This is a genomic window from Novosphingobium sp. Chol11 (assembly GCF_900218065.1).
In the GTDB taxonomy this organism is placed as follows: domain Bacteria; phylum Pseudomonadota; class Alphaproteobacteria; order Sphingomonadales; family Sphingomonadaceae; genus Sphingobium; species Sphingobium agri.
In genome coordinates this window covers 356,609-369,623 of record NZ_OBMU01000003.1, presented here as the reverse complement: position 1 = coordinate 369,623, position 13,015 = coordinate 356,609, and the positions used below count along the sequence as shown (strand labels likewise).

Genomic DNA, 13,015 nt, shown 5'->3' with positions numbered 1-13,015 from the left:
GTCGCCCCTGACGATGCAGCGGAAGCCGATATGGCTGGTGGAGCTGTCGATCGCCTGCGCGTGGCGGGCGGCGGGGCGGTAGCGCTGGCAATAGTTGGCGGCGCAAAGATGCGATCCGCCCTTCAGCACCTTTCGCGGGATCGGCGTGTGCGGCATGGCCGGGTCCAGGCTTTCCCGCTTCGTGCCGCCCCTTGGGTTGGCGGGGACGCAGCAGCTTCCCTTCGCCTTGCGCTCGATGCGCGGCTGGGCGTACCAGTCGGTCGTCCATTCCCAGACATTGCCGATCATGTCGTAGAGATCGAAGCCGTTCGCCGGATAGCTTTTGACGGGCGAGGTCCGTTCATAGCCGTCCTCAAGCGTGTTGCCATAGGGGAAGGCGCCCTGCCAATAATTGGCCAGCATCTTGCCACCGGGCGCGAGCTCGTCACCCCAGGCATATTCGCTGTTATCGAGGCCGCCCCTGGCCGCAAATTCCCATTCCGCCTCGGTCGGCAAAAGCTTCCCCGCCCATTTGGCGTAGGCTTCCGCATCGGGGAAGGCGACGTGCACGACCGGATGGTCCTCCAACCCCGCTATGCTTGTGTCCGGCCCGTGGGGATGACGCCAATCGGTGCCGAAGCTGAACGTCCACCACTGGCTGTAATCCACGAGGTCGACCGGACCCCGCGTCCGTTGGAACAGCAAGGAGCCTGCATTGGCCATGGCGGGGTCCATGCCGGGATAGTCACGGGGATCGGGCGCTATCTCAGCCAGCGTGCGATATCCGGTCGCTTCGACAAAGCGCGCGAAATCGGCGTTGGTGACAGGCGTTTCATCGATCCAGAAAGGATCGACGCGCACCTGGCGCGAGGGCGCTTCCTCGGGATAGAAATTGTCCGATCCCATGCGGAAAGTCCCGCCGGGAACGTGGCGCATGCCCGCCCTCATCGTGCCGCTTGATCCTCTGCCAGAAACGATAGCCTGCCATTCATGGCTTTCGAGGGAGCCCCATAGCATAGGGTTGCGCGTGGCTTAAAGCGGTGATGATCGCACCCCGTTGAGGAAAATCGCCACGGCGCTGTCGGCCCAACGTTCCAGATCTTGCGGGCTCCACTTTCTGATCCCGAGTGCGGTGGAGCGGAGGGGGGCGGCGAGGACCATGTCCTGGAACATCAGCATGGCGCTTGCGGGATCATCGCAGCAAATCTCTCCGCGTTCCAAAGCTCGCTCGATGATGTGCAGGACGAGCAGGCGGGCGGGGAAGGATTGGTTGTCATCGGCGGCGTGGGCGAGTTCCGGGAAGCGGTGGGCTTCGGCCGTGATGATGGTGTACATCCGCACCATCTTCGGGTCGAGCATGGCTGCCAATATCTGGCGCGCCGCTGTGCCGAGCCGGGCGGCGAGGCTGGCGTCGCCCGAGGGCTGTACCGGGAATTTGGGTTTGAGCAGTCTTTCGCTGACAGCCAGGAACAGTTTTTCCTTGCTGCCGAACCGCGCATAGATGGTCTGCTTGCTCGTGCCAGCCGCAGTGGCGATCGCTTCGATGCTGGCTCCGGTAAATCCCTGGGCGAGGAAAGTCCGTTCGGCGGCGTCCAGGATCGCGTGGCTCAGGCGTAACGCGGTGGCGGTGTCCGGTCGTCCGCCTTTTTCCCTCGCTTGCCTGACCGTTCCCATCTGCAATTTTCCTTTCCGGCCGGAGGTTGATGTCTTTCGCTCCAGCTTAACTTGACGGATAGACAAGTTATCGTCAACTTCATGTCAAATTGAATCAGAGCTGGCGGGCGACTCTCGCCTGGGGGAGAGATGAATGTCCGACGTCGCAATGGCTGCCCTGGATCATGACCCGCGCAAGAAGCCGGATCACGCACCCGTTCCGCCTGGTGGGAAGGCGATAAAGGATTGGGGCCTCGCGATCGAAGCGCCGCTGCATGTCGCTGATCCGGACGCTCATTCGTGGGACGAGGAAGCGGATATGGTGGTCGTGGGCCTTGGCGGCGCGGGGATCGCGGCTGCCTTGCACGGACTGGAAGAGGGCCTGAGCGTCATTGCCGTCGATCAATATGATGGCGGGGGATCGTCGGCGGCCAATGGCGGCGTCTATTATGCCGGTGGCGGCACGTCGATCCAGCACGAAGCGGGGATCACGGATGATCCGGAGCGCATGTTCGCCTATCTGAAGATGGAGACGGGCGGCATCGTTTCCGACGAGACGCTGCGCGATTTCTGCGAGAGCAGCGCAGGCACGTTCGAATGGCTGCGCAGCCACGGCGCGCCGTTCCAGGCAAGCTATCATCCCGGCAAGACCTCTTATCCGCCCATCGACAAATTCCTCTATCATCCTGACAGCAGCCTGGCGGGGCCTTATCGCGACCTGACGCAGCCCGCCGCGCGTGGCCACCGGGTTCATTTCCGCAATGGCAACAAGCCCTGGGGCGTGGGTGCGGGCATGTACAATGCCTTGCGGGCGAGCGCCCTCGCCAAGGGCATGATGTTCCGATCCGGGGCGGAAGCCCGGCAACTGGCGCTGGACAGCGAAGGCCGCGTCATCGGCGTGCGGATCGAGGAGTTTGCCGAGCCCGAGACGCGGCGCAAACATTCGCGCTACATCGCCCTTGCCGGCAAATGGATGTCGATGCTGCCCGGCACTTTTCCGGGATCACGCATCACCATTGCCGTAGGCTATCGCTATCTCGCCAAGGCGCGGAGCCTGGAGAGCAGCGTGCGCAAGAGCAGCTGGATCCGGGCGCGCAAGGGATTGGTGCTGAGCGCTGGAGGCTTCATCTGCAATCCGCCGATGGTCCAACATTTCGCACCCGAATATGCGCCCGGACTGCCCAATGGCACGCTGGGCGACAATGGCAGCGGGATCATGCTGGGCGTGACGGCTGGCGCCGCGACCGAGTTGATGGGGCGCGTGTCCGCATGGCGCTTCCTCTCTCCGCCCGAAGCATGGGGGCAGGGGATGCTGGTCAATGGCCGTGGCGAACGCTTCGTCAACGAGACCTGGTATGGCGCGCGGATCGGCGACGAGATGGTCGAACGCAATGGCGGGCGGGGCTACATCATATTGGACCGCAGATTGTTCCGGAAAGCGCTGCGCGATGCTTTCCGCCGTGGCACATTGGGCTTTCAGCGGGACATCACGATCGTCAACTGCTTCTTCGCCGCCAAGAAGGGACGGACGCCCGAAGATCTGGCGCGGAAGATGGGTTTCGATCCCGCGACATTCGCGGCGGAGGTCGCTGCTTACAACCGCGCGGCAAAAGGAGAAGCCAAGGACCGGTTCCACAAGGCGGCGGATGAGATGCTGCCGTTGGAGCAGGGCCCCTATTATGCCATCGATGCATCGGTCGATGCGCAGCTTTTTCCCATCGCCTGCATGACGGTGGGCGGCCTGGCGGTTGACGAGCGGACGGGGCAGGTGCGCCGCGATGGCGGCTTGGTTCCGGGGCTATACGCCGCCGGGCGCAACGCGGTCGGCATCTGTTCCAACCTGTATGTCAGCGGCCTTTCCTATGCCGACTGCATCTATTCCGGCCGACGCGCTGCTCGCGCGATTGCGGGCCGCGCCGGTTCGGAATAGTCGCAGGCTCTATCCTCAGGACCTGTTGCCGCCCGCTTCGCTGAAAACGTCATTGACAAGAGTGGCGCGGCTGTCGTCGTTCAGGTCGATCGATACGAGGATCGGCGTTTCCAGCGGTGCGTCGTCCCGTTCTTCTTCCAGAGGAGCGGCGGCGTCGCTTCCGCTGATCTCCTCGCCGACACTGTTGTTCGATCCCTTGGGTTCGATGAAGATGTCGGTGCGTTCGAACCCATGTTCCTGCACCAGATGCTCCACCGCCAGTTCAGCCTCGCGGCGGGTCGAAAAACTATATTCTATCTTCGTGCTCATTGCATTCTCCTGGAACCGCCATGGATATGACCGGTAGCACCGGGCACAAGTCCATTGTTGTTCGTAGAAATGCGCGGAAAGGATATTGGTTCTAGGGGTGCATTTAATTTAGCATGATTGCCGGATCGCCGCACTTTCACTGCATGATCTCTGTTCATCCTGGGTTTAGACACGACAGGGCGACAGAAAAGCTGCGGCAAGTCGTTGAACTAATTCACTCCCCTTGCGCTGTGCACTGACCTCATGCGCTGCATCAGGACAATCATGGAAGGAGAGCATTATGCGCAACGGAATGATTATCGCTACTCTGGCCGCCGCGGGCCTGCTTGGAACGAGCGCGATCGCTCAAACGACGGCAGGCGGTGGCGTATCGGCGTCCACTCCTGAAGGTTCGGTGGCTGGCGGGGCGACCGCAGGCAGCAACGACCGCGCCCACGGCAAGCACAAGGCAAAGCGCCATGACCGTGAGAGCCGCCGCGACGGCGCGACATCCAATTCGGCGTCCACCTATGGTTCGGGCACCATCTATACCGATCGTGATCGCGCGACGGGCGGTGTGACGGCTGGCGGTTCGGCCAGCGGTACGGGATCGCAGAGCACTTCGACGTCGATCGACGCCTATGGATCGACGGATCGCAATGGCTCGACCGGCGAGGTCTATGGTGATTCCACGGCGAATTCCACCAACCCGTCTCGCTGATTTTACTCCCACCTTTTGGGGACAAGCATGCTTGTCCCCAAGAAAGGTGTCACCATGGGACCCATCATCATGATGATCGCGGCGGCGGCAGGCGTTCAGTCGCCGGACGGAACGTGCCGTCGCACCCATATTTTCGCTGATGGCCGTGTCGAAACGTCTGTCATAGCGGATGAAGGACAAGGCGCTTCGGCTGCGTCGAGCAGTTCGCATGGCGCGCATGCTTCGTCGCATGTCAGTGCCTCTTCCTCATCGGCAGGCGGGTCCAGGGCATCGTCCAGTGCGTCCAGCTCGTCCGATGGTTCCGGGCGATCCATGACAGTGACGCGGGGGCCGGAAGGATGCCGGATCATCATCGACGAGCGACCGGAAAGGAACGAATGATGAAGCGAGCAATAGCTATAATCCTGGCGTCGGCCTGTCTGGCTGGCGCGGGCGGTGTTTCCGCGCAGACCAACAGCGCGGCTTCCCAATCCTCCACCCCGACGACCGGCGACGTGTCCGCTGGCACCTATGGTTCCGGCACCACGGACGCGAACAGCGTCGGCGTATCGGGTGGCGGCACCGCCACGGCCGCGGATGGCGGCACGGCGACCACGGACTCGCGTGCCAAGTTCAATGACAATATGGCTCGGCAGCGTTCCGTCGCCACCGCGCGCGATGATGACGAGCGGGCGCGGTCAATGACCAACACCCATGTGCGCAAGGATGGGCAGGTTCGATCCCGCTCCATGTCGATCTACAAGGAACGTGGCGAAAAGCCCGTGATCGATCGTCAGACGACGACGTCCAAATAGCTGGCCATGGCTGCACAGGGCGAGCCCTTTCGATGGGCCGCCCTGCGCAGGGTCGGTTACCGGGTGCGGATGGTCACCTTGTCGACCTTCGCGCCGCTGATGGGGTAGCCGAGCGGAGCATCGGACGAATAGCTGCCCACGGGCGCTCCCGTGTCGAGGCCCACGCCGAACGTTTCGTGGATGCTGAAGAAGACGGGGTTGGCCGGGATGGTATCGGAAGCGATCGGCTGATCGTCCACCGTCATCTTCAACGTGCCGCCCTTGCCAAAGCCGCCGCCCGCATAGTCGAAATCCACCTGGATGCTGTGCTTGCCCGATGACAGGGGAGCAGGGGCGAGCAGATCGACGGTCTTCACATCGTAGAGACGATAGGTGAATTTGGGCCGTCCTTCGCCATCGAGATAGAGCGCCATGCCGGAGTCCGTTCCGCCCAGCGCCGCAACTACGCCCCGCGCGCCTGGCGTCGCATCGATGGTGGCTCGCATGGTCCAGGAACGGCTGAACAGGCGAGGCAGCGATACCTCTGGAACGCCGATGTCGCCCTGGCGGTAGTCCGCAGAGCGGCGGCCGCCGGTTGGATCGGGAAGCTTGCTCTTGTCGAGCACCTGGCCGCCCAGCGGCAGGAGCTGATTGGCCGCAGCTACCGTCATGAAGAGCGCCTTCAACTCTTCCAGCTTCTTAGGGTTCTTCGCGGCAAGATCATTGGATTGGGAGAAGTCGGTGCGAAGGTCGTACAGTTCCCACTTGTCTTCTTCCAGCGGGCGCTCCCTGGGGGCATAGGCCATCCAGGGATAGCGGCCATGGAAGGCCGAGGCCATCCAGCCATCATGATAGATGGAGCGATTGCCGAAGACTTCGAAATATTGGGTTGTGTGCCGCTCGCGCGCCTTGGGATCGTTGAAGCTGTAGGCGAGGCTGACGCCGTTCATCGGCTTTTGCCGTACACCATCGACTTCGGCTGGTGTCGGGATGCCGGTGACTTCCAATATGGTGGGGACGATGTCGTTCACATGGCCGAACTGGCTGCGGATGCCGCCCTTCTGCTCGATCCGGTTGGGCCAGCTGAGCACCATGGCGTTACGCGTTCCGCCAAGATGGGAGGCGACCGTCTTCGTCCATTGGAAGGGCGTGTCCGACGCCCAGGCCCAGGCGGAGTTGACATGGGCATAGGTCGAAGGGCCGCCGATTTCATCGATGCGGGCGAATGACTTTGCGTCAGGCGAGGGCGACACGCCGGTCAGCCTGCCCATATAATCGAGGCTGCCTTCCAGCCCGCCTTCCGCGCTCGCGCCATTGTCGCCGACGACATAGATGAAGAGCGTGTTGTCGAACTGGCCGTTCGCCTTGAGTTCGTCCACCAGCTTGCCGACTTGCGCGTCCGTGTGCGCGAGAAAAGCGGCGTAGCTTTCCATCAGGCGCGAGGAGAAGCGCTTCTGTTCGGGGGTCAGGCTGTCCCAGGCGGGCATTTCCGCCGGGCGCGGCGTCAATTTGGTGTTCGCGGGGATCACGCCCAGCTTCTTTTGACGCGCGAAAATCTCTTCGCGCATCTTGTCCCAGCCCTGGTCGAACTTGCCGCGATATTTGTCGATCCATTCCTTGGGCACCTGAATCGGCGCATGGATGCCGCCCGGCGCAAAATAGAGGAAGAAGGGTCGGCCGGGCGCTGAGGAGCCGATGGTGTGAACCCAATCCGCCGCGCGGGCAGCGAGATCTTCCGTCAGGTGATAATTGTCGCCCGCTGGCCGCATGACTGGCGTGGTGCCCTGATAGAGTGTCGGGTTGAACTGATCGGTCTCTCCACCCTGAAAGCCGTAGAAGGTGTCGAAGCCCTCTCCCGTAGGCCAGCGGTCGAACGGGCCCGCCTGGCTCAGTTCCCAATCGGGCGTCTGGTGCCATTTGCCAAAGGCCCCGGTCGCATAGCCATTCTCACGCAGGATACGGGCGATCGTTGCGGTATCCTTGCCCTGGAACCCGCTATAGCCCGGCCGTCCGTCGGCTGAATTCATGACGGAGCCGATCCCGGTGGCATGCGGATTACGGCCCGTCAGCAGGGATGCGCGCGTCGGCGAGCAGATCGCGGTCGTGTGGAAACGATTGTAGCGCAGCCCATCGCGGGCCAGCCGGTCGAGCGTCGTCGTTTGCGCCGGGCCGCCGAACGTCGAGGTGGCGCCAAAGCCGACATCATCGAGCAGCACGAGAACGATGTTGGGTGCTCCCTTCGGCGCTTGGCGCACATATCGAGGTGACGAAGGGGCGGCCGTGGGGGCTGAGGTCGTGGCGGGAGGCTGGGCTTGGGCCATTGCGGTCACTCCAGCCGCTGAGAGAGCCAGGGTTCTTAAAAGCCGCCGCACATTCTTCATCTCGCCAACCTCCTCCATCATCTATGTACGATACTATATAGTACAGATGGCCATGGCAATGATTTAGCGTCACGCCTAAGTGCGTCGATGTCCAAGCTTGACCTTTCCCCCCTAAAATCTGCAGAGACGCACGACAATTCAGGGCGGAATCAAAAGCCGTGGCGCGAGGGGATGAGCGAGTGAGCAGGGAAGAATCTGTCGAAGCCGGCGGCAGGACCAGTTTGCGGCGGGCCCATGTCGCGCTTGGCATATTCCTTCTTGCCTACATATTGTCCTTCGTCGACCGACAGATTTTGAGCCTGATGGTCGAGCCGATCAAACAGGATCTGGGCCTCAGCGATTTGCAGGTCGGCTTGTTGCAGGGGCTGGCCTTCGCCATGCTGTACGCGGTCGTTGGGATCCCCATCGGCATGCTGGCCGACAGGATCAGCCGCCGCCGGATCATCGCGGTGGGCGTATTATTCTGGAGCGCCTGCACGGCCCTTTGCGGCTTTGCGGGAAGCTATGCCCATCTGTTCGCCGCGCGGATGGGCGTGGGATTGGGCGAAGCGTCGCTTTCTCCATCCGCCCATAGCTGGCTGAGCGATGCCTATCCGCCCGCGCAGCTTTCACGGGCGATGGCGATCTACAATCTCGGCATCACGATCGGCGGCGGACTGGCGTTGCTGGTGGGGGGCGCTGTGGTTGACATGGTCGCCGAGCAGGGGGCCTTGATGGTTCCCGGAGTCGGGCCGATGCCGACATGGCGCGCGGCCTTCATTCTGGTGGCGCTGCCCGGCCTGGTGGTGACGGCGCTTGTTTTCCTCGCGCGTGAACCGGCGCGCCGGGCGGGATGGGTAAGCGCGGGCATGCCGTTGCGCGCCGCGCTGTCGCATCTGCGCGCGCACTGGCGGACGTTCGCCGCGATCTACGGCAATTCCACATTGCTGGGGATCATGGGTTATGGTCTGATGGCCTGGTATCCGACGCTGCTGATCCGCACATTTGGCATGACAGCGGGTCAGGCGTCCCTCCGTCTCGGCTTGATCTATCTCGTCCTCGGGAGCCTCGGGTCGCTGGCTGGCGGGTTCGCGGCGGAGAGGCTGTCGCTGAAGGGCGTTCGCGATGCCAATTTGCGGATGACGATGATCCTCGCCTTCCTGTGCCTGGTCCCGGCCGCCCTTGCGCCGATCATGCCGTCGGCGACGCTGTTGCTGCTGTTCTTTTCCCTGCTGACCTTTTGCTTCAACGGCTATTTCGGCTGCTCGCTGGCCGCGATCCAGCTTGCAACGCCGCCGAGCATGCGGGCGACGGGCGCTGCGCTGTTCCTGCTTGCCAACAGTCTGGTGGGATTGTCGCTCGGGACCGCCATCGTGCCGCTGATCGACAGCGCCTTGTTTGGCGGGCAGGGGCAGATCGGCCCGGCGCTGGCGACGGTGGGCTTCTGTGCTTCGCTCTTCGCTGCTCTGGCCGCATGGTCCGGGCTGCGCAGCTATGCGGTGACGAGCGAGGCGGTGGCGCGCGGCTGAGTGGCCCGATTTCGTGCCCTGGCCGGGTGATATTGTTGATTATAGCCTTGGTTATAGCTGGCGCGAAAGGCCCCTGTTTCCGGGACGTTTCAACATATTAACCATCGATGCGGTGATGTTGCCTTCACTTCGACCTCGGAACCCGAGGGCCGAGATGCTGGTTGGCTGCCCGCAGGTTATCCTGCAGTGCGACCCAAACTGCCCTGCCTTCTGATCAGGAGGTGGGGCTCTTTGTGTCTGGAACAGCTCAGGCCACTGGCCGCAGATGGTCAGGCAGATCGTCGGCCGTATAATCGCGGCACTCGATCCGGGGCGAAGCGCTATAGGTGCTGAAATGTTCAAGCGGCATGGCAGAGCCGCAAAAAGTGCATTCGGCAGTCATCCGCCCGATGATCCATTGTTGCCGGTCACATCCGGGACAATGGTTTGGCTCATCTTCCCGATAGAGGGGTGAATAGCTATATGTTGCCGACCAGCCTGTCGCGCTTTCCATCCGCATTGATTTGCCTCATTTTTTTGACGACCTATCAATGTAACGGAAGGCGCGACGTTCAGTTGCATGGGCCTTGCTGCAGATCATGCAGCTAAGCAGCCTGTATGTTGATCCGGCTTAGGACAGCAATTTGATGATCGAGGAGAAATCCTGACCCGCTTCCCCCTTGTTCGCGAGCAACTGGTAGAGGCTTTCCGCCTGCGCCCCCATGGGCACGCTGGCGTTGACCGATGCTGCCGCTTCTAGTGCGAGTTTGAGGTCCTTCAGCATAAGGGCGACGGCAAAACCGCCGCTATAGCCATTGTCGGCGGGTGATTGGGGGCCGACGCCGGGGACGGGGCAGTAGCTGGTCATGGACCAGCTTTGCCCTGACGAGACGCTGGAGATATCGTAGAAGGTCTGCGCGTCGAGCCCGATCTTCTCCGCCATGGCGAAGGCTTCGCAGGTCGCCACCATGGTCGCGCCGAGCAGCATGTTGTTGCAGATTTTCGCCGCTTGGCCATTGCCGTCGCTGCCGGCGTGGATCACCGCCTTGCCCATGGCGGACAGGATGGGCTTTGCCTTGGCGAAAGTGTCATCGTCGCCGCCGACCATGAAGGTGAGCGACCCGGCACTGGCCGCCGCGATGCCGCCGGAAACGGGTGCGTCGGCCATCTGGAAGCCCTTCGCCTTCGCGGCTGCGATGACGCGACGGGCGGTTGCCACGTCGATGGTCGAGCAATCGAGGAATAGCGCACCGGGCTTGGCTGCGCCGAACACTTCGCCGGTATAGACGGCTTCCACATGCTTGCCCGCCGGAAGCATGGTGACGACGGCATCCGCGCCGGTGACTGCTTCGGCAGCGCTGCCCGTGCGGATCGCGCCTGCTGCCTCCGCCTTGGCAAGCGCGTCGTCGGACAGGTCGAAGGCGCGGACGGTGAAGCCGTTCCTGGCAAGATTGGCGGCCATTCCGCCGCCCATATTGCCCAGGCCAATGAAGGCGATCGTTTCAGTCATCCTGCTTCGTCCTTATCTTGATGCACAGCGTCATCACCGTTGCGTTTCGGGCAGCGGCGTCCATTCCTTGTCAGCGGGCAGGGGCGCGAAAAAGCTGTCGATCACGGCGTCATCCACCTCTTGCGCCGTGGCCGGATTCCACTTGGGCGCATTGTCCTTATCGACGATCACCGCGCGCACACCCTCGATGAAGTCGGGGCGGCGGATGACCCGGCAGGCGATGCGATATTCGTTGCGCATATTGTCGGCGAAATCGGTGAAGGCCGCGCCCTCGCGCAGTTGGCGCAGGGCGACCTTCACGGTTTGCGGCGACTTGGTGGCGATCGTTGCCAGCTGCTGTTGCGCCCAGTCGGACCCATCGTCGCGCAGGGCGGCCATGATGTCTTCGATCCTGTCGGCGGCGAAGAGGCGATCGATGTCGGCCCGTTGCTCCGTCAGCGAGGATGCGGGCGCGGTCTCGTTCGCTTGGTCGAGAATGGCGGCCAGATCATCTGGACGGTCGAGGATGGCTTCCTTGATGGCATCCAGCTTGTCCGAAGCGATATATTGGGTGGCGATGCCAATCGCGGTGCAGTCCGCTCCATTGATCCGCGCGCCTGTGACGGCGAGCCATGTGCCGATCCGGCCGGGAAGGCGGGGGAGGAACCATCCGCCGCCCACGTCAGGGAAAAGGCCGATGCCGGTTTCGGGCATGGCGAAGGTCGTCCGCTCGGTCGCGACGCGATAGCGGCAGGGGAGCGACAGGCCGACGCCCCCACCCATCACGATGCCGTCGATGAAGGCGACGATCGGCTTTTCATAGGTGAACAGCAGATGGTTCATCCGATATTCGTGACGGAAGAAATGCTCCGCTTCGACCCCGTCAGCCTTGGCGCTGCTGGCGATGAGGGCGATGTCGCCGCCGGCGCAGAAGCCGCGCCCCTCGGCATGGTCGATCATCACCGCCTTGATGGCCGGATCGCTGCGCCATTCGAGAAGCGCGGCATTGATCGCATCGCACATCTCCAGCGTCAGCGCATGGAGGGCTCGGGGGCGATTGAGGCGGATGCGCCCGACTCCGTTGCTTGCCGATATCAGCAGTTGGTCAGTCATGGTCGGCCCCTTCACTGACGCAGCAGATCGCGCGCGACGATCATGCGCATCACTTGGTTCGTGCCTTCCAGGATCGAATGCACCCGCAGGTCGCGCCAGAAGCGTTCGACCGGATAGTCCATCAGATAGCCGTAGCCGCCATGCAGTTGCAGCGCGCGGTCGGCGATGGCGGACCCGGCGTCGGTGGCGAGACGCTTGGCCATGGCGGCGAAGCGGGTCTTGTCGGGCGCGTTTTCCGTCACCTTGACCGCCGCCATGTAGAGCAGCGCGCGCGCGGCTTGAAGCTCCGTCTCCATGTCGGCCAGGGTGAATTGCGTGTTCTGGAAGTCGGCGATGGCCTGCCCGAACTGCTTGCGGTCCTTGGTGTAGGCGATGGCTTCGTCCAGGCAGCGCTGCGCCCCGCCCAGCGAGCAGGCGCCGATGTTGAGCCGCCCGCCATCAAGCCCCATCATCGCGATCCGGAAACCTTCCCCTTCGGCGCCGACGAGATTTTCAGCAGGCACGCGGACATTGTCGAAATTGACCTGCGCGGTAGGCTGCGAATGCCAGCCAAGCTTGCGCTCCTGCGCGCCGAAGCTGACGCCCGGCATGTCCTTTTCGATGACGAGGCAACTGATGCCCTTGGGCCCGTCCTCGCCCGTGCGGACCATGGTGACATAGATGTCGTTTTCACCGCCGCCGGAAATGAATTGCTTGGAACCGGTGACGAGATAGTCGCTGCCGTCCTTCACGGCGCGCGTCTTGAGCGCCGCCGCGTCCGAACCTGATCCCGCTTCGGTCAGGCAATAGCTGCCCATCCGATCCATCGGCACCATAGAGGGCAGATATTTGTCTTTGACCGGCTGCGCGCCGAAGCGGTCGATCATCCAGGCGGCCATGTTGTGGATCGATATGAACGCGCTGGTCGATGGACAGCCATAGGCCATGGCTTCCATGATGAGCGCGGATTCCAGCCGCCCAAGGCCAATGCCGCCGGATTCTTCCGACACATAGATGCCGCCGAAGCCAAGCTCTGCCGCCGCGCGGATCGTGTCGCGCGGGAAGATATGGCTTTCATCCCATTCAGCCGCATGGGGCGTGATCGCGTCGGCGGTGAAGCGCCGCGCCATGTCCTGGATCTGGCGTTGGTCGTCGGTAAGGTCGAACTGGGTCATCATGCATCCTGTGGAGTGATGGGAGAGCATGCGCTCTCCCCTCGCGG

Annotated in this window: 13 protein-coding genes; 5 read left to right on the top strand and 8 right to left on the bottom strand. The window is 62.8% G+C overall.

All coding sequences use genetic code 11. The features are described 5' to 3' along the window. The coding region (locus NCHOL11_RS16385; protein ID WP_097093629.1) for a formylglycine-generating enzyme family protein at positions 1–915 on the bottom strand (915 nt) is incomplete at its 3' end. A gap of 96 nt (positions 916–1,011) precedes the next feature. Continuing rightward, positions 1,012–1,653 (bottom strand): TetR/AcrR family transcriptional regulator, encoded by a 642-nt coding sequence (locus tag NCHOL11_RS16380; RefSeq protein WP_097093628.1) that lies wholly within the window; start codon positions 1,651–1,653, stop codon positions 1,012–1,014. 133 nt (positions 1,654–1,786) lie between these two features. Between NCHOL11_RS16380 and NCHOL11_RS16375 the strand changes: the two genes are divergently transcribed. After that, the gene (locus tag NCHOL11_RS16375) at positions 1,787–3,562 is read left to right on the top strand and encodes an FAD-binding protein (protein ID WP_255254883.1); all 1,776 of its coding nucleotides are present in this window, start codon (positions 1,787–1,789) and stop codon (positions 3,560–3,562) included. Positions 3,563–3,577: 15 nt separating this feature from the next. On the opposite strand, the gene NCHOL11_RS16370 is transcribed toward NCHOL11_RS16375, so the two are convergent. Then, positions 3,578–3,871 carry a hypothetical protein gene (locus NCHOL11_RS16370; protein WP_097093626.1) on the bottom strand — a complete coding sequence of 98 codons (294 nt, stop codon included), beginning with the start codon at positions 3,869–3,871 and terminating at the stop codon, positions 3,578–3,580. A gap of 280 nt (positions 3,872–4,151) precedes the next feature. Here NCHOL11_RS16370 and NCHOL11_RS16365 point away from each other — a divergent pair, with 280 nt between their 5' ends. Genes NCHOL11_RS16365 through NCHOL11_RS16355 form a run of 3 tightly spaced genes read left to right on the top strand, consistent with a single transcriptional unit; the run spans position 4,152 to position 5,365 of the window. Next, complete coding sequence (locus NCHOL11_RS16365; protein WP_097093625.1) at positions 4,152–4,571, top strand: hypothetical protein; 420 nt, start codon at positions 4,152–4,154, stop codon at positions 4,569–4,571. 54 nt (positions 4,572–4,625) lie between these two features. Then, positions 4,626–4,952 carry a hypothetical protein gene (locus NCHOL11_RS16360; protein ID WP_141397900.1) on the top strand — a complete coding sequence of 109 codons (327 nt, stop codon included), beginning with the start codon at positions 4,626–4,628 and terminating at the stop codon, positions 4,950–4,952. Beyond that, positions 4,952–5,365, top strand: a complete 414-nt coding sequence (locus NCHOL11_RS16355) for a hypothetical protein (protein WP_141397899.1) — start codon at positions 4,952–4,954, stop codon at positions 5,363–5,365. Before NCHOL11_RS16360 ends, NCHOL11_RS16355 begins: the two co-directional genes overlap by 1 nt. 56 nt (positions 5,366–5,421) lie before the next feature. Here NCHOL11_RS16355 and NCHOL11_RS16350 read toward each other — a convergent pair whose 3' ends face one another. Beyond that, positions 5,422–7,599, bottom strand: coding sequence for an arylsulfatase (locus NCHOL11_RS16350; protein WP_255254882.1), 2,178 nt, complete (start codon positions 7,597–7,599; stop codon positions 5,422–5,424). A gap of 305 nt (positions 7,600–7,904) precedes the next feature. Between NCHOL11_RS16350 and NCHOL11_RS16345 the strand changes: the two genes are divergently transcribed. Continuing rightward, on the top strand, positions 7,905–9,233 hold the full coding sequence (locus NCHOL11_RS16345) for an MFS transporter (protein ID WP_176502336.1): 1,329 nt from the start codon (positions 7,905–7,907) through the stop codon (positions 9,231–9,233). Positions 9,234–9,480: 247 nt separating this feature from the next. Here NCHOL11_RS16345 and NCHOL11_RS16340 read toward each other — a convergent pair whose 3' ends face one another. From NCHOL11_RS16340 to NCHOL11_RS16325, 4 genes are all read right to left on the bottom strand, one after another. Continuing rightward, the gene (locus NCHOL11_RS16340; protein ID WP_097093621.1) at positions 9,481–9,732 is read right to left on the bottom strand and encodes a hypothetical protein; all 252 of its coding nucleotides are present in this window, start codon (positions 9,730–9,732) and stop codon (positions 9,481–9,483) included. A 111-nt stretch (positions 9,733–9,843) separates the two neighbouring features. Continuing rightward, positions 9,844–10,722 carry a 3-hydroxyisobutyrate dehydrogenase gene (gene mmsB, locus NCHOL11_RS16335; RefSeq protein ID WP_097093620.1) on the bottom strand — a complete coding sequence of 293 codons (879 nt, stop codon included), beginning with the start codon at positions 10,720–10,722 and terminating at the stop codon, positions 9,844–9,846. 33 nt (positions 10,723–10,755) lie between these two features. Next, positions 10,756–11,814 carry an enoyl-CoA hydratase/isomerase family protein gene (locus NCHOL11_RS16330; RefSeq protein WP_097093685.1) on the bottom strand — a complete coding sequence of 353 codons (1,059 nt, stop codon included), beginning with the start codon at positions 11,812–11,814 and terminating at the stop codon, positions 10,756–10,758. A gap of 11 nt (positions 11,815–11,825) precedes the next feature. Continuing rightward, positions 11,826–12,971 (bottom strand): acyl-CoA dehydrogenase family protein, encoded by a 1,146-nt coding sequence (locus NCHOL11_RS16325; protein WP_097093619.1) that lies wholly within the window; start codon positions 12,969–12,971, stop codon positions 11,826–11,828. Positions 12,972–13,015: the final 44 nt, after the last annotated feature.

What these genes read in the sequence shown, in the direction of transcription:
- NCHOL11_RS16360 (WP_141397900.1), top strand. Translation starts at nt 4,626, where the DNA reads ATGGGACCCATCATCATGATGATCGCGGCGGCGGCAGGCGTTCAGTCG.
- NCHOL11_RS16325 (WP_097093619.1), bottom strand. Translation starts at nt 12,971, where the DNA reads ATGATGACCCAGTTCGACCTTACCGACGACCAACGCCAGATCCAGGAC.
- NCHOL11_RS16380 (WP_097093628.1), bottom strand. Translation starts at nt 1,653, where the DNA reads ATGGGAACGGTCAGGCAAGCGAGGGAAAAAGGCGGACGACCGGACACC.
- NCHOL11_RS16330 (WP_097093685.1), bottom strand. Translation starts at nt 11,814, where the DNA reads ATGACTGACCAACTGCTGATATCGGCAAGCAACGGAGTCGGGCGCATC.
- mmsB (WP_097093620.1), bottom strand. Translation starts at nt 10,722, where the DNA reads ATGACTGAAACGATCGCCTTCATTGGCCTGGGCAATATGGGCGGCGGA.
- NCHOL11_RS16365 (WP_097093625.1), top strand. Translation starts at nt 4,152, where the DNA reads ATGCGCAACGGAATGATTATCGCTACTCTGGCCGCCGCGGGCCTGCTT.
- NCHOL11_RS16340 (WP_097093621.1), bottom strand. Translation starts at nt 9,732, where the DNA reads ATGCGGATGGAAAGCGCGACAGGCTGGTCGGCAACATATAGCTATTCA.
- NCHOL11_RS16355 (WP_141397899.1), top strand. Translation starts at nt 4,952, where the DNA reads ATGAAGCGAGCAATAGCTATAATCCTGGCGTCGGCCTGTCTGGCTGGC.
- NCHOL11_RS16370 (WP_097093626.1), bottom strand. Translation starts at nt 3,871, where the DNA reads ATGAGCACGAAGATAGAATATAGTTTTTCGACCCGCCGCGAGGCTGAA.
- NCHOL11_RS16375 (WP_255254883.1), top strand. Translation starts at nt 1,787, where the DNA reads ATGTCCGACGTCGCAATGGCTGCCCTGGATCATGACCCGCGCAAGAAG.